The 19,390-nt window shown below is 70.1% G+C and carries 13 protein-coding genes and 1 pseudogene; 4 read left to right on the forward strand and 10 right to left on the reverse strand.

The window, feature by feature from the left end; all coding sequences use genetic code 11:
- Positions 1 to 450: 450 nt before the first annotated feature.
- Complete coding sequence (locus ACFY30_RS37400) at positions 451 to 2,406, forward strand: amino acid transporter (RefSeq protein WP_390849651.1); 1,956 nt, start codon at positions 451 to 453, stop codon at positions 2,404 to 2,406.
- A 1,503-nt stretch (positions 2,407 to 3,909) separates the two neighbouring features.
- On the opposite strand, the gene ACFY30_RS37405 is transcribed toward ACFY30_RS37400, so the two are convergent.
- From ACFY30_RS37405 to ACFY30_RS37425, 5 genes and pseudogenes are all read right to left on the reverse strand, one after another.
- On the reverse strand, positions 3,910 to 5,634 hold the full coding sequence (locus ACFY30_RS37405) for an acyl-CoA dehydrogenase family protein (RefSeq protein ID WP_390849604.1): 1,725 nt from the start codon (positions 5,632 to 5,634) through the stop codon (positions 3,910 to 3,912).
- 72 nt (positions 5,635 to 5,706) lie between these two features.
- On the reverse strand, positions 5,707 to 6,264 hold the full coding sequence (locus ACFY30_RS37410) for a PadR family transcriptional regulator (RefSeq protein WP_390849605.1): 558 nt from the start codon (positions 6,262 to 6,264) through the stop codon (positions 5,707 to 5,709).
- A 476-nt stretch (positions 6,265 to 6,740) separates the two neighbouring features.
- Positions 6,741 to 6,929: pseudogene (locus tag ACFY30_RS37415) on the reverse strand (VOC family protein); the annotation flags it as partial.
- 585 nt (positions 6,930 to 7,514) lie between these two features.
- Positions 7,515 to 8,927 (reverse strand): DJ-1/PfpI family protein, encoded by a 1,413-nt coding sequence (locus ACFY30_RS37420; RefSeq protein ID WP_390849606.1) that lies wholly within the window; start codon positions 8,925 to 8,927, stop codon positions 7,515 to 7,517.
- Positions 8,928 to 9,068: 141 nt separating this feature from the next.
- Entirely contained in the window at positions 9,069 to 10,049 is a 981-nt protein-coding gene (locus ACFY30_RS37425; RefSeq protein WP_390849607.1) for a GlxA family transcriptional regulator, read from the reverse strand.
- A gap of 967 nt (positions 10,050 to 11,016) precedes the next feature.
- Between ACFY30_RS37425 and ACFY30_RS37430 the strand changes: the two genes are divergently transcribed.
- Positions 11,017 to 12,495, forward strand: coding sequence for a PQQ-binding-like beta-propeller repeat protein (locus ACFY30_RS37430; RefSeq protein ID WP_390849608.1), 1,479 nt, complete (start codon positions 11,017 to 11,019; stop codon positions 12,493 to 12,495).
- 256 nt (positions 12,496 to 12,751) lie between these two features.
- Here ACFY30_RS37430 and ACFY30_RS37435 read toward each other — a convergent pair whose 3' ends face one another.
- From ACFY30_RS37435 to ACFY30_RS37445, 3 genes are all read right to left on the reverse strand, one after another.
- Positions 12,752 to 13,201 carry a hypothetical protein gene (locus tag ACFY30_RS37435; RefSeq protein ID WP_390849609.1) on the reverse strand — a complete coding sequence of 150 codons (450 nt, stop codon included), beginning with the start codon at positions 13,199 to 13,201 and terminating at the stop codon, positions 12,752 to 12,754.
- Between the two features lie 696 nt (positions 13,202 to 13,897).
- Positions 13,898 to 14,869, reverse strand: a complete 972-nt coding sequence (locus ACFY30_RS37440) for an Hsp70 family protein (protein WP_390849610.1) — start codon at positions 14,867 to 14,869, stop codon at positions 13,898 to 13,900.
- Positions 14,794 to 15,012: an Hsp70 family protein gene (locus ACFY30_RS37445; protein ID WP_390849611.1), complete on the reverse strand. Its 219-nt coding sequence runs from the start codon at positions 15,010 to 15,012 to the stop codon at positions 14,794 to 14,796. Before ACFY30_RS37445 ends, ACFY30_RS37440 begins: the two co-directional genes overlap by 76 nt.
- A 196-nt stretch (positions 15,013 to 15,208) precedes the next feature.
- Between ACFY30_RS37445 and ACFY30_RS37450 the strand changes: the two genes are divergently transcribed.
- Positions 15,209 to 15,502 (forward strand): hypothetical protein, encoded by a 294-nt coding sequence (locus tag ACFY30_RS37450; RefSeq protein WP_390849612.1) that lies wholly within the window; start codon positions 15,209 to 15,211, stop codon positions 15,500 to 15,502.
- A 544-nt stretch (positions 15,503 to 16,046) separates the two neighbouring features.
- Entirely contained in the window at positions 16,047 to 16,940 is an 894-nt protein-coding gene (locus tag ACFY30_RS37455) for a peptidoglycan-binding protein (protein ID WP_390849613.1), read from the forward strand.
- A 164-nt stretch (positions 16,941 to 17,104) separates the two neighbouring features.
- Here ACFY30_RS37455 and ACFY30_RS37460 read toward each other — a convergent pair whose 3' ends face one another.
- Together ACFY30_RS37460 and ACFY30_RS37465 are read right to left on the reverse strand one after the other, a co-directional pair.
- Positions 17,105 to 18,841: an immunity 49 family protein gene (locus ACFY30_RS37460; RefSeq protein WP_390849652.1), complete on the reverse strand. Its 1,737-nt coding sequence runs from the start codon at positions 18,839 to 18,841 to the stop codon at positions 17,105 to 17,107.
- Between the two features lie 36 nt (positions 18,842 to 18,877).
- Complete coding sequence (locus ACFY30_RS37465; protein ID WP_390849614.1) at positions 18,878 to 19,390, reverse strand: transposase; 513 nt, start codon at positions 19,388 to 19,390, stop codon at positions 18,878 to 18,880.

Here is a 19,390-nt window from a genome sequence, read left to right on the forward strand (position 1 = left end):
GCGGCACGAGTGGAAGCCAGCGGCTCGAGGGCTACGTCTCGTCGACGTGGAGCAGGACGGCAGTGTGGCGTACGCCTGCCTCCAGCATGGCCTGGGCCCGTTAAGGTAGCCGGAACCGCTGGAGGGCTGGATCCTTTCCCGTGATCCTTCTGCCCCATGAGATCAGTCGACGCGCCGCTCCGGGTGGGCCCGCGCTTCCCCAGACCCGCGTAGGCCCGGACTCGCTACAGCTGCCCCGCCGTCAAACCGTCTGCACTCCATCTACCGCGTCCTGCGCTGCAGGAAACTGGCCTGACCAGCCGCCCTCGGCTCACTCAGGTACACCTCAGTACCGGATGACCGGGGCCGCATACGCGATGATCGTTGGTGCCATGGGCAGCTCCGGCAGCCATTTCAGTGATCAAGCAGCGGAAGGACAACGGGGACATGAGTGAGGCGAGTCGGCCGGTGATGCCGGAGACGGTGGACAGTCCCGCATTGCGGGCCGAGCCGGCAGGCAGGGCGGCGCGGTGGCTGCTTCGTCACCGAGTGCAGCCGGTGGGACCTGCGGCCGGCGAGAGTCATGCCGAGCCCCATGCTTGGTGGAAGGTCATGTGCCTGACCGGCGTCGACTACTTCTCCAGCCTGGCCTACGTACCGGCGATCGCCGCCCTGGCCGCAGGAGCCGTCTCCCCCTTGGCGACACTGCTGATCGTGGCGTTGACGCTGCTGGGGATGCTGCCGATGTACCGCAGGGTGGCCAAGGAAAGCCCGCACGGTGCGGGGTCGGTGGCGATGCTCGAGGACCTGCTGCCGTTTTGGTGGGGCAAGCTGTTCGTGCTGGTCCTGCTCGGCTTCGTGGCCACCTCGTGGATCATCACCATCACGCTGTCGACGGCGGACGCCTCGGTGCACGTGGTGGAGAACCCGTTCTTCCCCTCGGTACTGCACGGCCATGAGGTCGCCCTGACGGTAGCGCTTCTGCTGATCCTTGGCGGAGTGTTCCTACTGGGCTTCAGCGAAGCGGTCAAGGTGGCCATCCCCCTGGTGGCCGTCTTCCTCGCGCTCAACGCCGTGGTCATCGGCGTCGGCGTGGCCCACGTGCTCACCGATCCCGACGCCTGGTCGGCGTGGACCGGCTCCCTCACCGACCTGGGCGGCTTCGGTGATCTGGCAGGCCCTGCCCTGCTGGCCTTCCCCCTGCTGGTACTGGGCCTGTCCGGCTTCGAAACCGGTGTGAGCATGATGCCGCTGGTGGCCGCCGACGGCGCCGACGACGAACAGCGGCTGAAGGCCCGCATCCGCAACACCCGCAAGCTCCTCACCACCGCCGCGCTCATCATGAGCGTCTACCTGCTCGCCGCCAGCTTCGTCACGACCGTCCTCATCCCCGAGGACGAGTTCGAGACCGGAGGCGCCGCCAACGGCCGTGCCCTGGCGTGGCTCGCGCACGAGCACGTCGGTGAGGCATTCGGCACCATCTACGACATCAGCACCATCCTCATCCTGTGGTTCGCCGGCGCCTCCGCCATGGCAGGACTCATCAACATCGTGCCCCGCTACCTGCCCGACTACGGCATGGCCCCCGAGTGGGGCCGCGCGGTACGCCCGGTCGTCCTCGTCTACACCGCCCTGTGCATCATCATCACCATCACCTTCGACGCCGACGTCGACAAGCAGGCGGGCGCCTACGCCACCGGCATTCTGGCGATGATGGTCTCCGGCGCCTTCGCCGTCACCGTCTTCGTCGCCCGCCACCGACGGCGCGCAGCCGCCACCGGATTCGCTGCGCTCACCGCGGTCCTGCTCTATGCGCTGATCGCCAACATCATCGACAAGCCGGACGGCATCGCCATATCCGGCTTCTTCATCCTCGGCATCATCACCGTGTCACTGGTCTCCCGCGTATCGCGCACCACCGAGCTTCGCGCCGACCGCCTCGTCTTCGACGAGACCGCCCGCCGGTTCATCACCGACACTCTCGCCCACGACCAGTCCATCAACATCATCGCCAACCGCCGCGAGGCCGGCGACGCCGCCGAGTACAGCGCCAAGGAACGCGAACAGCGGGGCACCAACCCGGTACCGGGTCCGGCCGACGTTCTCTTCCTTGAGATCGACGTCGTCGACCCGTCCGACTTCAGCGACACCCTCACCGTCCACGGCATCGAAGTCGACGGCCACCGCATCCTGCGCGCCCAGGCCCCGGCCGCGCCCAACGCCATAGCCGCCATCCTGCTGGCCCTGCGGGACGGCACCGGGGTGCGGCCACACTGTTACTTCGCCTGGGCCGAAGGCAGCCCCCTGGTGCACATGATCCGCTACTTCCTCCTCGGCCGCGGCGACACCGCCCCAGTCACCCGCGAGATCATCCGCAGCAACGAACCCGACCCCGACCGCCGCCCCGGCATCCACGTCGGCGACTGAGCCCGCCACCCGTAGGTAGTCGGCGTCGAAGAAGGGGCGTTGGTCCGCTCCCCCGGGCGAACGCAGCTGACAGCACCCGGTCCGACCCGCTCGGATGGGGTCGGCTCGGCGGCCCGAGGACGAGCAGCGGCACTGGCCACCAAGGCCGAGGCGCTCATCGCAGGACTTCCCCAGCCTTCGCGACTGTCACCCCTCACCGAACTGGTGGTCGCCCTGGCGGAGGTGGGCGATACGCGCAGGGCCGCGGCGCGCGCCGCGGAGGCAGAGGAACTGGTCCCCCTCCAACACCAGAAGACCGCGCAGGCTCACACGCTGGCGCGCCTCGCGGAGGCGGTGCCCTCGCCGCACCGCGAACGGATGATCGCACGGGCCCTCGCCGTCGGCTCGTGGCAGCACGTCCTCAGGCAAATCGCACATCTCGCACCAGAAGCCGTCCGAACCTTGGCTGCCGAACGGTTCGGCGGACCACAGCAGCCCCGGACGTGATCCAGCCGGACGCGGTCGCTGACGTCACTCGCACCGACAACTGCCACGTACAGCCGCAAGCGCCGCCTCGGAATCCGCGGGCTTCCCCTGCAGAACCACTGGAGACGCGCCTTCGCCGGTCGCAGTCACCGTCGAACAGCACTGTGCCAAGGCAGCGTACTCGGGGACAAGCTGACCGGCCCGGTGCTTCGTGCGGACCCCCGGCAAGCCAGGCGCCGACCCTGACCGTGTCGCCGTCGACGCGGACGCTCTCACGGGCGGCGGTCGCGCGGCCTTCGCGGCGGAGAATCACCGGCCGCCGCCCAACGACGATCTCCCCGAGCTGGTCAACGACGATCATCACGCGCTGATACGACCACCACCAGCATCTCCACATCCGATGGCACACCGCAGTGGGGTTTCCTGTGCGGGTGGGCTCCCGCCCCTGCTCGGGGATGCACAGGACGGGAGCCCTGCGGTTCGGCGAGGCCGGTGACGGCTCTGCCGGTGATCGCGAGGTGCTCCAGGTGCATCTCGGTCCCCCGCAACCAGGGACTGAAAGGTCGTCGATCTGCGCGCGGAGGTCGCCAGCCGGGGCCCGGGCTGCGTCTTCCACGTACCCGTCGTCGACGGCGGCCTTCGCCGCGAGCCCACCGCTCGCGCGTGCGGCGGGCGGGGTGAGCGGGTTGCTGGCCGGGGTCAGGCCGAGGGCCGCCTCAGCTGTTGGCCACGGAAGGACAGGCCAGGTGGTGAGCTGGTGATACAGCCAAGAACCGCTCTTCGCGCCGGCCAAAGGTGTGTCGCGGGTGAGTGTGGCGGGCTCAGCGCCGATGGCGAGGTGGGATCGCAGGGGTATGGGTGGTGCCAGTCCGCGCCGTTCGGCAGTCGCCAGTCGTAGCCGGGTACGCAGCGACTGCGGTTTGTTCTTCTTGACCCCGTCCGGCCTTCGGTCAACCGCTGCACACTCACCGGCGGACGCCCTCGCGGAGTACGGCGGCCGCCGTACTCCGCGAGGCGGTCATAGACCGCGTCGGGGTCTCAGGGCGTCATCTCGTATGCCCCCGACAGAGCTTCGACGCGCTGCCAGACGCGCTCCGAACGCGCCTCGTCGACCGCCGGGCGCCGGACGGCACCGAGCGCCCAGGACTGCTGCTCCTCGGTCGCGGAGTCCTTGCCGTGCAGCTCGACGGCGTGCGCGGAGAAGTCACGTACGAGAACGGCGAACAGTTCGTCGAGGACGTCCGCCTCGACGCCGGCCAGGGCTGCCTGTTCCAGGACCAGCTGTCCGTGGACGACGAGCGCGAAGAGCTGCCCGACGGCGAGGAGAAGGTCGAGGTCCCGGCTCTGTGCCTCGTCGGGAGCGGCCGTGCGCACGAACTCGCACAGCGCGTCGGCCTGTTCGCGGAACCGGGAGACGTTGGGCAGGTGGGCGTACTCGTCGAAGGCCGGCCGCCAGTCGTGGAAGCGCACCGATCCGAGGCCGCGGGCCGGCCCCTGGCGGAAGAGGAAGGTGTCGTCGGCCGCCTCGAGGCGGGTCGGGACGGGCTCGTAGGCGACGGGGTCCAGGAGGTGGTTGCGCATGAACTTGAGGATCAGCGCCAGGTTGACGTGGACGGTGCCCTCCAGCTTCGGCAGGCTGCGGATCTCGACGGCGGCCTGGGCGAAGTAGTTGTCCTTCTCGAAGCCCTTGGCGGCGATGACGTCCCACATCAGGTCGATGACCTTCTCGCCCTCGGTGGTCACCTTCATCTTCGTCATCGGGTTGAAGAGGAGGTAGCGGCGGTCGTCGGGGCCGGCGGTGCGGAAGTAGTCGACGGCGCGGTCGCTGAACAGCTTCATGCCGACCAGCCGGACATAGGCGTCGGTCAGCTCGCGCCGCACGTGTGGGAAGGCGGTGACCGGGCGACCGTAGAGTATGCGGTTCTGCGCGTGGGTGACGGCCTCGTACATCGCGTGCTCGCAGATGCCGATCGAGGCGGTGCACAGGTTGAACTTGCCGACGTTGACGGTGTTGAGGGCGGCGTCGAAGGCGCCGCGGCCGGTGTGCAGCACGTCCTGCGGCGTTACGGGGTAGCCCTCGAGGCGGAACTCGCTGACGTACTTCGACGAGTCGACGACGTTCTTGACCAGGTGGTACGCCGGGTGACGGCTGTCGGCGGCGAAGAAGACGTAGCCGTCGGGGCCCTCGATGTCGGTACGGCGGCCGAAGACGGAGACGAGGCCGGCGGCGTTGCCGTTGCCGATGTAGTACTTGGAGCCGGTGGCCCGGAAGCCGCCCTTGCCGTCGGGCTCCAGAAGCATGTCGGTGGAGTAGATGTCGGCGCCGTGCGTCTTCTCGGACAGGCCGAAGGCGAACACCTCGCCCTGGGCGAGCAGTTCGGCGGCGCGGGCACGGGCGGCGGGGTTGTCGCTCTGCCAGACGGGGCCGAGGCCGAGGATGGTGACCTGCCAGGCGTACCAGTAGTCGAGGCCGTAGAAGCCGAGGATCTCGTTGAGGGCGGCGATGCGGGCGGTGTCCCAGCGCTTGTCGGCCTCACCCTTTGCGGCGGCGGAGGCGGGCGTGAGGAAGGTCGCGAAGAGGCCCTCCTTTGCGGCGAAGGCCAGGAAGTCGCCGAGCCAGGCGCGGCTGCGGTAGTCATCGATCAGCCGGCGCTTGCCCCGCTCCTCGAACCAGTCGACGGTGGCACGCAGCAGCCTGCGGGTCTCCGGATCGAAGTGCGCGGGATCGTAGGTGCGCGGGTTGAACAGCAGCGCGTCGGTCACGAGTGCCGCCTTTCGGCTGGGATGGATGAGGGTGGGTCCGGGCACGGTCCCGGTGAGGGCCCGCTCGGCAGGTCAGTGATCGGTGTCGAGGCGGGCGAGTGTGGCGAGGACGTCGTCGAGCCAGGCGATCATCATGCGTTCGTAGGCGATGCCGCCGCGCAGCACGACGTGCTGGAGTTCCCGTTCGGAGTCGAGCGGGTCGTCCGCGGCGGGGTCCCCGAAGTCACGGGCCTCGCCCGCGAGGTAGTGGGCGAGGCGGTCCGTGTGCGCCTGCCGGTGCCGCTCGACCTCGCCGATCAGAGCGGCCGGGTCGTCGAAGGCGGCGCCCCGGATCTTCACCGCCAGGTCGTGCCGTACGCTCTCGGGCTCGGTCGGTTCATGGAGCCACGCCGAGAGCGCGTCTCGTCCGGGCCCGGTGACGGAGTATTCCTTCTTGTCCGGACGCCCGTACTGCGGGACGTCGCGGACGTCGACCCAGCCGTCGCTCTCCATGCGCTTGAGCACGCGGTAGATCTGCTGGTGTGTGGCGGTCCAGAAATACCCGATGGACCGCTCGAACCGCCGGGCCAGCTCATACCCGGAGCCCGGCTTCTCCAGTAGGGAGACGAGGATCGCGTGCTCGAGCGCCATACACACGATCTTCCTATGCACCTCGTTGCATAGCAACGCCGCCACAGTGAGACACCGCTCACCTCATGCAAGTGAGGCTCCACTCACTGCGAGGGATGTCATCGGTGTGCCAGCGCTTTTCCATCTCGCCGTAACAGAGATCGGCTGCACCGGGTTCGTGTCTGCCGTCTTCGAGCGACTTGCGCATCGCCCGGTCACCGGTGCCGACTCGGCCGGTGTCAACACGTCCACATCCTCGGGGGCAGGCGTCCATCCGTCCGCCCTCCGAGTGCGGCTGACGCGCCGGCGGCGGGGTCGGGCCCGCTGTTGACCGTCAGAGCCCTGGCCGTGCATGGCCGTCTGCGGTCAGGTGGATCCCGCCAGGGCGAGTAGGTGCGGCACTTCCCACACGATGGCCCCAAGCGTGCGGCGGTGGTCGGCCCACCACCGCTTGCGCACCGGACCGGCCGGCATCAGCGGCTCGATCCGGTCCCGCCCTCGTCCTGGGTGCTGCCGTCGACCGGGCTGACGTCGAGGTGAAGCCGGTTCTTGACGGTCTTGTCCTCAGGCACACGGATGAACACCAGGGTGGGCGGCATCTGGCGGGCCCGGACGTCCTCGACGGTTGGCACCCAGGACCCGATCTCGACCCTGCCCTCGCTCCGGTCGATCACGTTGAAGTCCAAGACCTCTCACCAGAAGGCCGCCAGCCTCTCCGGATCATGGCAGTCAACGCTCAGCTCGGTGAACCTGCTTGTCATGCTTCTCCCAGATAGCGCGGACGGGACCTCAGCGTAGGTCGTCTGCCTGACAGATCCGAGATCCTATGGACCAGATACATCACAGGCTTGATCTGTGCTGTGCGCACGGGGAGCGGCTCAGAGTGCGTGGCCTGTGGCGGGCTCGTCGCCGCGTGTCGCGTCGGCCGACGTCTGCTGAGTTGCTTCGCGGTCTCTGGTAGGTGCACCACTGCACTCGTTGGCGGTATCGGCGCATTCGTCGATCAGATGGGCACCAGGGTCGACGGACGTGGTCTTCGGGGTGAGCATGGTCGGCCTTCTCATGGAGCTGTGCACGGGAGTGGGTGTCGGGGTGATGGCGGAAGCCGTCGCCGCCAGCGCGCCGGGTGCGGGATGTCCCGCAAAGCGTCGGACTCGTCGTATGAGCGTCCACGGAACGTTTGGGGCGGCCGGGCCTTCCTGTTGGCGCTGGGGATCAATCCGTGCGCGTCTCGTGTCGCGGCCCGCTGACGTGGTGTGGCGCTCGTGGTGTCAGGGGTGCTCTGCGGTGCGGCGGCGCTGTCGAACCATGTGTCGGATCAGGGTCGGTGACAGCCCCACCGTCACGCTCGCAGCGGCAGCCGCCGCGGCCAGCAGGGTGGGCCGCCAGGGCCAGGACGCGCCGGTCAGGTCCAGGTGGGCCGTGGGGTACTCGGAGAACTTCGCGGTGGTCAGCGCCGTACGGCGGTCGCTGTGCTCGGCAAGATCCCGCAGGACCGGATCGAAGCCGAACTCCCCGGGCCGCTTTCCCCCGCCGGGCAGTTCGGCGGTGAGATCGTTGCGGCGGGCCCAGCCGCTCAGCGCAGTGTCGAGGCCGGAGGCGTTCTTGACGCCGGGTACCACGAAGCGGTCCACGCCGTGAGCACCTCCTCTGGCCGGCCGGGTGACGAGGACCAGGCCGTGGCGGGTGGTGACGGTGTCACCGGCGCCGATCACGAGCGTGCGGGTGGCGAAGGAGACTCCGCCGTATCCCTCGAAGGCGGCGGCAGCGTCGATCTCCTCGACGCCGTCGACCAGGCCGATGGCCGTGGTGGGGCGCAACCACGGGAACGCGGCGTTGAGAGCGTACGGGAGGTCGCCGGGGGCGAGATGGTGGGCCGGTATCGCGGTAGGCCCGTTGGGGGTCCAGCCGGGGTAGGACAGAGCGGTGCCGATACGGGTCGCTTCTGTCGTGCCGGCCAGTTCCTCGACCAGCCGCAGCGCGCCCAGGGTGCCGGAGGTGACGCCCGCGGTGGTGGTCACCCGGCCGTCCTCGACGTAGCGCTGTCCGCGTTTCCAGTCGACCTGCGGGTAACTGCGTTCCAAGGAAGTGATGTTGGACCAGAACGACGTGGCGTCGCGGCCGTCGAGCAGGCCGGAGGCGGCCAGCAGTTCGGAGCCCGCGCACACTCCGAGGATCCGCGCGCCGTTGCGGTGGCGTTCGACGATCCACCGGCGCAGGCTCTCCTCGGCCGCGCTCGTGGGGTCGGTCACGGCGGGCACGACCACCACGTCGGGTTCCGGCAGCGTGCCGTGGGCCACCTCGGCCAGTGTGTGGTCGGGCAGCAGATGGGCGCCGCCGGACAGCGGGGAGACTCGGCGTTCGGCGGCCACCGTGTAGACGAACATGTTCCGCGACTGGGCGAACACCTGGTAGGGGGCGAGTACATCGGTGGCTACGGAGCCCTGGTTGCTGACCGCGACCGCTACCGTGATGCGGCTGCCCGGCACCGGTCTGGCGGCCGGCCACCCTTTGGAATCGGATCCCGGGGAGGCAGGGGCGAAACTGTCGGCCATCGACGCGCTCACCCCGGCGAGGGCGATCCCGGCGAAGGACGCGACCGCCAGAGCCGTGCCCAGCAGTACCCAGGCGATACGGCGCAGCGCCCGGTGTCTCTTGCGTGCCGTGGAACTCGTCTCGAACAAGGATGTACCTCATCAATCCGGGCGTAGGTCGGCGGCGCTGTGCCGTCGGCCCTCGCGGAAACAGGAAAGGGGGGACAGGAAAGAGGGGGAAGTAGCTGGGGCGGTCGGCCGAGAGGTCCTTGGCTCTGGGTGCCGGGTGGGTCAGGCGTTCGGCCGCAGTGGTACGCGCAGCAGCGAGGGCGGGACTCCGAAGGCGTCGGTGACCATCCGGCGCAGTTGCCGGGCGTCGCCGAATCCGCAGCGAAGCGCGATCGCCTCCACCGTCAGGTCGGTACCGGACAGCAGGGTGCGGGCCCGCTCCAGCCGCAGTTGCCGCTGGTAGGCGAACGGGGTGAGGCCGGTGGCCGCCGTGAAGGCGCGTGTGAGACCCCGCGGCGACAGCCCGGCGATGGCGGCGAGTTCCCGCAGGGTCAGGGAGGTGTCCAGATGCTGGGCCAGATGGTCCTGCACCCGGTGTACCGCGGGCTGGACGTGGTCGCGGTGGCGCAGGAACGGACTGATCTGTGCCGCGTTCCCCTCCCGCCGTAGGTACAGCACCAGTTCACGTGCGACTTTCGCGGCCAGTTGCGGGCCGCGCTCCCGCTCGACCAGGGACAGTGCGAGATCGATGCCCGACGAGATGCCCGCGCTGGTGCTGATCCGCCCGTCGTGCACGTAGAGCGCGGCCTCGCGCACCCGGGCCCGCGGGTAGCGGTCGCGCATCGCCGAGGTGAGCGACCAGTGGGTGGTGCACGCCCTGCCGTCCAGCAGCCCAGCTTCCCCCAGAACGACCGCACCGGTGCACACGGACGCCACCCGGGCACCCGCGTCGTAGGCCTCGCGTGTCCAGCGCACCACGGTGCGTGCCACCAGCCGGTCGGATCCGGTCAGCCGGGGACCCGGTACGAGCACCAGATCACCGGCTGCCACCCGGCTCGTCGACAGCGGTGCCAGCCCCGCCAGCCGCAGGCCCTGGGCGGACCGCAGAACCTCCGTCTCGGCGACGTACTCCAGCCGGTAGCCGCCGCCGAGGTATGCCGCAGCATCGAACACCTGCACAGGACCGGCGAGATCCAGCAGATTCACCTCCGGCAGCACCAGTACCAGCACCCGCCCGGTGCACGCGTTCGTCTCCTCGCTCACCCCGCCACAGTAGGCCGCCACCGGCCGCCCGCATGAGGTCTGTCAGGGACGGGGGGTGGACAGATCTGGCACCGGGGTGTGGGCCGGAAGCAGCTCCAGGGCGGCTCGCACGAGCGCGGGGAGGCAGTCGTCAGCGGCATGCCGTACCGGTCGGGCCGAAGACCGCGCTCCCGTCCGGCAGCGGGGGTGCCGGGATCGGCTCGGCGACCCGGCTCCGCAGGCCGGGTCGCCGAGCCGTCGCCGGCGGAACCGGGGCCGGACCGTGCGCCTTCCTGACCGGCCATGGGCGTGCTCGGGCCGGCCGCACCGTGCGCTTCGGCCGGCCCGCGGCGAAGCGCGCACCGCCCGCGCCGGCGGGGCAATGGTTCCGGCCGTCGGCGAGAACCGCCTGAGCGGGCGGAGCAACGGTTCCGGGCGGCGGCGAGAACCACTTCACCCGTGGGGCAGGCCGACGGGCCGTGGGGGACGTCAGCGTCCACTCCATCGGTCACTGTCCCAACGTCAGCTTGGCCGGATGCCTCCCCGTTTTGGACGGCACAGGGCTTCGGCGGCCGTGCGACGTCACCGTCGAGGTGGTGTTCCGGCGCTGCCCGGCTGCCGGGAGCACACCGTCGTGGGTGAGGAGGCCTGCGTCCGTGCTGTGCGGCGGCGGTCCGCCAAAGGCGTGGAACGCGGCCCCCCTTCCGTAGGAAGACCGTGGCCCGCAGCCACTGGCCGACGGCTGCGATGAGGACGGCCGGCCCGAAGTGGACCGCCGGCCCGCCGTAGCGCGTGGCGAGTGCCCGGTGCCTCGCGAGGAGGCTGATCCCGCACGCCACCGCACGCATGGCGCCCGCGGCAGCCGACCGAGTCGACATCGCGGCCGCCTGCCGCCCGCGAGAGCCGGCCCTCCCGCGGTCACGGCCTGGTCGTCTTTGCTGGGAAGGGGGCAGCGGATCCCCCGGCGGTGCCGGGAGGGGCGGTTCCCGTGGAAGGCGCACGTCGGGGCGGCGGCGCTGGACGGGCCGTCCGGCGGGCGCGGCAGTGCACCTGGGGCGGGCAGCCGGCGTCCTGGCGGCGCCCGGACCGGCGCAGGCCGCAGGATTTCCTCGGAGGGTTTGCGGCGATACTCATCCCATTGGACGAGGGGGTGGCCGGGGTGGCCGAGGACCGGATGCCGTTAGGGGTGGTGCGGGAGACGGGGACCGCACAGTGGGCCCTGACCGCGCCTGCGGGAAGCCTGAGCTCCCCCATCGTGGGCGAGCGGCGGGTCTATCTGAGGGTGGGGCGCCGTGTCGCCGCTCTGGACCGCGACAGCGGCGCAGTGCTCTGGCAGGTCACGCCCAGGGCAGGCTCCGCCACCATGCCCCGGCCGGCGCTCACCGCGGCGGGCGGGTTCCTCCTGGCGCTCTCGGTGAACGGGACCCACCGCGCTCCGGCGGGGCTTGCCGTGCTGGAAGGGGAATCCGGCACCACCCTGCACCGCCACCGCTTCCGCGAATTCACCGATCTCATGAGCGACGGCCGAACCCTGGTGGTCGCCCACTTCGGCCCGAAGCCTAGCGGCTGTCACCGGATATCCGCCTACGACCTACTGACCGGGAAGGTGCTGTGGGAGCGCCCCTTCTTCCACACCTCGTACGCTTACTCCGGCCTCCTGCCAGTGTTCGGCTCCGTCCTCGTGGTGCAGGGCGTGGAGCGGGAAGTGCCCCGGTACGAAGTACGTCCCGGCCACCTGGCTCCCTTCCACGGCTACGACCTGCGCACCGGCAGACGGCTGTGGCGCCGGTCTGTCGGGGTGGCGAACCTGGTCGTCCCCCGGCGCGCGCACGACCGCGGATCCGCACTGGTCTTCGCGCTCGAGAGCAGGAGAAGCCGACTGCACTGGCTGTCCCCCACGACCGGCGAGACGCTCGGCACGGCCCGATTTCGCTGGGGCTACCAGGGGTGTTTCCTGGAGATCGCCGACTTCGGGGAGACGGTGTGGCTCGGCCACCGCAGCGGCTCGAGGGTCCGCCGGATGCGTCCGTACGCGGACACCGGACGGACGGATGTGTACCGGCTGCCGCGCCGCCTGGCCGACCGGGACGCGGCCTTCGCCGTGGCGGACGGCTGGCTGTACACACAGGACAACGCCGGACGGTTGTGGACGGCTCACGCCGGTGACGGCCGCACCCGCCGGCTGCGGGTGGAGGGTGACCGGGTCCGCGGCCCTGTGCACCAGGCAGTGCGCAAGAGCCTCACCATGGCGGGCGACCGCGTCTACGCGGAGCTTCCCCACCGGCGGCACGGGGCCGCCCTGGTCGGTCTGCGCCATGGCCGCGTCCTGTGGCAGCGAGCCGCGGGAGACATCCCGCCGGTGCAGTGCGGCAACGACATACTGCTGCTGCACCGTGGTACCGGCGGCACCCCCGACCGACTCCTGCGCGTGGACGGCGAAGCGGGAACAGCGCCGAACCCCGAATGACAGGGAACCACACCCCGCAGCAGACAGGAGCGGCACCACAGCCCGCCAGAGAGCCCGGGCCACAACCAGCATGACGGCCCGCCGAGAGTACCGCTGTCGGTGGGATGACAATGGGGCCGAGGCGTGCCCCGCCCACACGGTGGGACGATCACCAGGGCTCAGTGGGGCCAGGGAGCTGCGCAGCTGGAGACTGCCGCTGATGTGATCAGCGGCGTGTCGTGAAGCGCAGGCGGAGGCAGTGAAGGCGGTACTTCTGTCACCTCGTGAACAGTTCGTTGAGCACCGTCATCCTGTCAGGTCGTGCCTCCAGCAGGATGAGGCCGAGCACGACCACCGGGTCCAGCGCGGGATCGCTGCGCGTGAGGTACGTGTGGACGGTGCGGTCGGGCCGGGACGTCTCCCTGACCTCAAGGACGGTTCCGTCCCGGGATGTCACGGAGAAGCGCAGCTTCCTGCGGAACCGAGCACGGCAGATGCGGTATTCCTGTTCCCACAGCAGCACCGTGTTCCCATGACGCTCCCCCACCCGCTGTCCGCCCGCGGACAACAGGGGCCGCCCCTCATTGAAGTCGACGACGAGACGGGCGTCGTCACCGACCCGGTCCGTGCCACCCAGGACATCCTGACGTCCACGACCGGCCTGCGCCGAGAACGCACCGACTGGTTCACCGTCCAGCTGGAAGAACGAACTGACCAACCACACCATCGACTTACCCGGCCGAAGCCCACCACTCGTCGTCACCACTGCCCCGCCGGGTTCCCGAACACCACATCGTCGTAGCGCACTCGCCTCTCCCCATACGCTGCCGGCCCCAGCAACTGCCGCGGCATGACCTGCACCAGCGAAGACGCGCGCACCACCGACCCGGTTCTCAACCTGCTGCGCCGCCGCCCGCCCCGTCGTGGCTGACAGAAGCCGACCCGTCCAGCCTGCTGGAGCATCCGACGACGAACGGCACCCCCGTCCAGACCCCCTCGCCTTGGCGAACCCGGGCTCGTCTGGCGGCGGCACCCGGGCGGGGCTCGGGTCAGGAGCCGAATGACAGGAGTGTCTTGGTGGGCGAGCGGGTGGTCGCAGCGGCCGCACGTGTCAGCAGTGGTCCCGACGCTTCACAGCACCGCGCGATCATCCCAGACCGCGGCTGAGCCCCCACCTGCGCCGCCTGTCCTGTGCGCATCGGCTCTTGCCCGCGTGAATCCGCTGAACCGAGAAAGCCGACCGTCGACGTCCGCCGTCCGGCCTCGACGAGCTCACCGGAGTCGAGTACGGCGTGGTGAAGCTCACCGCTGCACGTCGTACGGGCGTCGGGCGGGCCTCCGCCCGCACCACTCGCCTGGAACTCTCCTGGTAGGCGTTCACGGCATCTGCTGCAGTCTCACGCAACCTGCGCGAAGCGAGATCTCACAAGAAGGCCCAGAAGAAGCCGCCGAGCAGGCCCAGCGCGATCAGGACGCCGAGCGGTGTCAGGGCGAGGGACTTCGGCGCGCTGCTCGTCTGCGGCTCGTGAGCCGGTTGCTGCTCGGTAGGTGGGTCCTGCTTGGGGGCTGACTGCTCTGACCGCCGTTGCCTGGGGGCCGGTGGCCTCACAGGCTCTCGTGGAGCCTGCGTGCGTTGCCCCACGCGGGCGCCGTCGACGTTCATCGACCACGTCGTGCCGGTGGCCGAGTCCGTCGCCGAGGCGCGCAGCAAGGCATTGGCGTCGATGTCGAGCGTCACCTCGATGTGCGCCGGCCCGGCGTTCGCCGGACGGGTCAGGCCGATGAGGGGCAGGACACCGAGTTGCTCGTTGTCTGCGGCCATCTTCTTCTCCCCCTGATGGACAGGGATGTGCAGGATCGCCGTCGTGGCCGCGTCCGGGGCCGGTACGAATATCTCCGACCGTTTCGTCGGGATGGTGGTGCCGCGCTCGATGAGCTTGCTCATCACGCCGCCCCCGATGGCGATCCCCAGGGAGCGGGCGGTCACATCCAGGAGCAGGACGTCGCGGACCTCGCCGTTGAGCACTCCCGCCTGGAGCGCGGCTCCGTAGGCGACGCTCTCGCTCGGTTGCATGACCATGGCGGGGGTGTGGTCGCCGAAGTGCTCCCGGACCAAGGAGATCATGGCGGGCATACGGGTCGACCCTCCGGTCATGACGACCCTCGACGCCTCCGACACGGGGATGCCCGCGTCCGTGAACACCTGCTGCAGGGGCGCCGCGCACCGGTCCAGCAGGGGCTGGGTGACCTGTTGGAAGGCGTGTCGGGTCAACTGGTCGTGAACATGCAGGTGGCCCCGCATCGAGGCGGCGATGCAGGTCACCTCGACCGCGGCCTCTGTGGCCGAGGACAGTTCGACCTTGGCCTTTTCGGCGGCCTCGCGCAGTCGCCGCAAGGACGTCGGGGCGGCTGGAGGTCCACCCCGTGCAGGCTCCTGAACCGGGCGGCGAGGTGCCGAGCCGTCTCGCTGTCCCAGTCGTCACCGCCGAGCCGGGCATCGCCGCATGTCGCCTTGACCTCGATGACGCCGTCGCCCACCGACCGTCGGTATGCCCTGGCAGCCCTCCACCGCTGCTCGTCGGCGGTTGTTCAGGGGCGCTCCGCCCAGCAAGGGACACGGTGCCGGGCAGGCGGTGGTCGACCCGGCGCTCGCCAGTGCAGCCGCCCATCGCGTCTGACAGAGTCAAGAGTGCACCCGTGGTGAGGGCCACCGGGGGAGACCCGAGGGAGGATCATGACGAAGCCGGAATGGGTTCTGCAGAACATCGAATTGGGCACGTGGTCGTCGCAGGACGGCGCGGCCTACGAGGTCGCGCTGGAGGGCATCAACCACGTGGTGGGGGCCTACTCCAGGCTGATCGCCGAGGCGGAGACGGCGGCCGACGCCAAGCGAGTCGAGTCCCTGACCGCCGAGCAGCGCCGCTGGTCCGCCCGGCGCGTGACCCTCACCCCGGCCGACCGGGCCGAGGTCGACGCGGTCGCTGTCGAGTGCAGCCGGCTCCTGGCGGAGCTGCGGGGTCGTGCGTGATCAAGGCGGATCGCACCCTGCACGTCCTGTCCGCGGCCGCGAACGACCGCATCCCCCGTGAACGGAACATGCTTGGCGAACGCACTGGGACGCCGCCTGCGGACCCGGACCGGATACAGGCACGGCCTGTGCTGCCAGGCGGAGGGGGCGTCTCCTTCGGATCCTGACCTGGTGCCGCCAGAAGCGGGGCTCTTCATCGCTGATGGCGCGCCCGCGCACCGTGCCGAACCTCTCCCCTCCCCCGGGCCCTCCGACGGGGGTACGGACAACTGGTGCTTGTCCAGGCGGACATGATCCGCGCCCACCTTCCCTCTGCCGTGGACGCGGCCGCCGTATCCCGGCACGGGGTGTCCATGGACGAAGCGTGTTGCTGTGGCCTGCGTCCCATAAGGCGGCACGGATGAGACGGGGCCGCACGCGCTGCGTACCGCATCACGACGAAACTGTAGGTGCGTTCGGCTCCGTGAGGCTCAACTGCCAGTGACGGGAACGTCCTTGGAACAGCCAGACGTGACGTGGGACGCAGGGTTGAGGAGGGCTGCCGATGGGCCTCAGCGACACCGAACCGGAACCGGCTCATGGGTCAAGCCCGGACCTCGCGCAGGAAATTCAGGACTCCTTCCAGGCCGTACTGGATGCCTTGGACGCCGCCCGCGCCAACCTCTACGCAGTCGACGTGCGGCAGAACGAGGCCGACCTTCCGCCGCTGTCCCGGGAACAGCACAGCGAACCGATCAGGCATGAGCCCGAGCCGGATCCGGAAAGGCCGGCTGCCCCGTCACCTTCTGTCGTGGAGCCGCAGTGGCCGCGCGGGACGCATCTTCAGACCGTTCCGCCTCCGCCGGCGCTGACGCCGGCGACGATGCGTGACGCCGAGCCGACACATGAAGCACCGCCGGTGATCCCGCCGTCACCGGCTCCCCGGCACCCGCTCCCGCCGTCCGACCAAACCGTCGTCCCGCCGTCCGAGACGTCGCCGCCGCGCGCCCGGGCACACGCGACGAGAAGAAGCCGGGGATGGCTGCGCTTCACCGACCGGAGGGAAGCCCGGCTCGCCGCAGCCTTCGGGGTGGGCGCAGTCAGCGGGCTGCTCCTCGCCTCGTCGTTGACGGTCAACGGCAGCCCTCTGCCAGAGGTCTCCGCCCCGCCCGCAGGACAGCCTGATCGCCCCGCGCCCGACCTGCCGGATTCCCCGCTCCCCGAGATCCCTGGAACGGGCGTTCTGCGCCAGGGCGACAGCGGTCACGGGGTGTACGAGCTGCAAGTACGTCTGCTCCAGGTCCCGAACGTCTACGCCGGCGGTGCGATCGATGGCCGCTACGGCACGGAACTCCGGGCGGCCGTGGCCAGATTCCAGCAGTGGTACGGCATCCGCGGCGACGAGAGCGGCGTCTACGGCGACAACACTCGTCACGCCCTCATGTTGCGAACCAAGTAGCGGGGACAAGCAGCGAGCTTTACGGCCGAGGCTCCAGGTCGCTCGGGACGCCTCCGCTGGCGCCTTGATCCGCTTCCCGAACGAGGGCGGGGAAGGCTGTGATGGCCGGCGCAAACGCGGCGTGGCGCCTCGGCCGGCCAGGAGTTCTGCTGGGGATCACCTCCCTACAGGGGTTGAGCGGCCTCCAGAAGGCTCTGCGGCAGGTAGGGGGATTCGACGCGGACGGTCCAGCCGCGGCGACGGGCGTGGCAGGTCAGAGCGAGGATGTCCAGGTTGATGGAGGCGTCCGGATCGTCTGCGCGGTCGGCGATCCCGTAGTGGTCGCGGTGGGCTTCGAGCGCGTCGGCGAGGGCCAGGTTGAAGCTCTCCTCGTCGCCCTCGACGAGCTGAGACAGCAGCACGGCCGGTGGCATGGCGAAGCCCCGGTTTTCGGCCTTCTCCGTCTGCTCCAGCGCCCGTTGCGCGGCCGGTTCGGGATCGGTGCCTTTGAGGTAGGCGTGGAGGGCCTCGCGGTACGCGGCGAAGACGGAGCCGTCCGGGCGGGCGAAGTCGGGTCCGGTGAGGACCAGGGGAGCCAGGTCCTCGCGTGCGCCCGTGATCAGGGCGAGGGCAGTGGCCTTCTGCCAATTGTGGGCGCAGACTTCCGCGCCCCGCTCGGCCCGGTAGCGCAGCGTGCGGCCGTCGATGGTCACCTCCGCCTCTGTGTCCGGCTCCGCCAACGCGATGCGGAACAGAGCCGCCCCCATCCGGGAGGTCAGCCGAAGCCGTGCGAGCTGGGCGTCCGTGATGCCACCGGGGTCACCCGCGTGCCACTTGAACAGGCGCTCCTGATCGCCCATGACCCGGTCGAGCCGTGAGACGTCGAGTGGCTCCCCGCCCGCGGAGGTGAACATCTCCCGGAGTTCCTCCTCGTACATGGCCTCGGTCTGCGGGTGCACGGTCCGCTCGCAGTCCGGCCGCTCCACCACCAGGGGGCCAGCGGCGAGCGCTGCGACCGCGTCCGGCCGCCGGTTCCGGCCGAACCCCGCGACCCGGGGCCCACGGGTCTCGAAACCGGTGACCAGGGCGCGGGGGAGGTAGTCGGTATCGACGGCAGGCGCCCAGCCCAGCGTCCGGTAGGCAAGCGCCGCAAGGGCGATGGGAACCAGAGGGAGAAGACTGCTCGGGGAGAGCGAGGCGGTGTGCAGGGAGGAGTGCCTGACCAGGAGGTCGGACAGCGCGCCGTTGAAGGCCTCCCGGTCCTCGGCGGCCAGGGCACGCAGCGTGCGGAGCGCCGCGCTGTCCGGCCGGTCCAGCAGAGGCTTGCCGGTCTCCTCCGCGCGGATACGGATCCTGTCCAGGGCCGCGTCGACAGCGGCGAGCTTGGCCTGCGCGCTCGGCGGGTACTCCTCGTCGTCGCCGGTGTCGTCCAGGACCACGGCCGTCAGTCCAGTGGCGAGTTCACCGGCGGGCGTTCCTGTCGCCTCCTCGGCGAACTTGTGCCGGGCGAAGTGGAATGCCTCGCCGTACCACTTGGCCTTGTCCCGAAGGATCGCCAGACACAGGGCGCCGATCCACTCCCCCGGTGTGACACTCTCCTCAGGGGCGTCCTCACCCGGGTCGTAGCGCATACCGAAGTTCACGTACTCCAGGAACACCTGGAAGGTGCAGTGCGGGTGGTAGGCGGCGTAGGCGACGGCGCCGGCCGCAGCCTCGGAGGCGTCCTTGAGTGCGGCCCTCGCTTCCGGGGTGTCGAGTTCGGGCGTGTCGATCGAAAGGGCGCCCAGGTAGTGGAGGAACTCTCGGGCGATCGACTGCCATTCGTAGGTGGCCATGCGGCCGGCCCGCGACATGGATCGCACCAGGCCCCCGATCCGGTTCGTGAAGTCCTCGCGCGCAGCCGACACGACGGCCTCGCCCACCTGATGACGCTCTATTCGCACTGCCCTACTCCTTGATCAATTCTTGGGGACAGCGTAGGTGCCGCGTCTGACAGAGAAGTTGAGTAAGGAATCGCGAAGCCAGAGCCGGCAGGCGATCTCGTCCGCCGGCTCGGAACGCGGAGGTACTGGTCCACATCTCCCCGGCCCACAGCTCGACACGCTGCCAGGCGATGGCGGGCAGGCGTCCGGCGGCGGTGTCCGCGCGGGCAGGGTGCGGCCTGCGTTGGTCCGCACCCGCGTCGAGCAGGCGACGGCCATGACGTATCCGGTGTCGCGCGCTTCCAGGGCGGCACGAAGCTGAGGGGCCTGTCCGTAGGCTTCGTCGCCGGTCACCCACCGTGCCCCCACTTTGGCGTCCAGCGCGGCGGCGAGCATCTCCCGGGCCAGGCGGGGTTTGGTCGCGAACTGCACCTCCTTGGGTATCCCGGCCGCGTGGCTGCGCTCGGGATCACCGCACCAGGACTGCTCGGGCAGGTAGAGCCGACGGTCGACCAGCGCCCGCCCCCGGCTGGTGGTGTAGGCGAGCAA

Origin of the sequence: Streptomyces sp. NPDC000345, from assembly GCF_042898825.1 — a bacterium.
Classification (GTDB): domain Bacteria; phylum Actinomycetota; class Actinomycetes; order Streptomycetales; family Streptomycetaceae; genus Streptomyces.

Coding starts and splice junctions, on each gene's coding strand:
- ACFY30_RS37400 (WP_390849651.1), top strand. CDS start 451: ATGCCGGAGACGGTGGACAGTCCCGCATTGCGGGCCGAGCCGGCAGGC.
- ACFY30_RS37410 (WP_390849605.1), bottom strand. CDS start 6,264: ATGGCGCTCGAGCACGCGATCCTCGTCTCCCTACTGGAGAAGCCGGGC.
- ACFY30_RS37435 (WP_390849609.1), bottom strand. CDS start 13,201: ATGGTGTGGTTGGTCAGTTCGTTCTTCCAGCTGGACGGTGAACCAGTC.
- ACFY30_RS37450 (WP_390849612.1), top strand. CDS start 15,209: ATGACGAAGCCGGAATGGGTTCTGCAGAACATCGAATTGGGCACGTGG.
- ACFY30_RS37455 (WP_390849613.1), top strand. CDS start 16,047: ATGGGCCTCAGCGACACCGAACCGGAACCGGCTCATGGGTCAAGCCCG.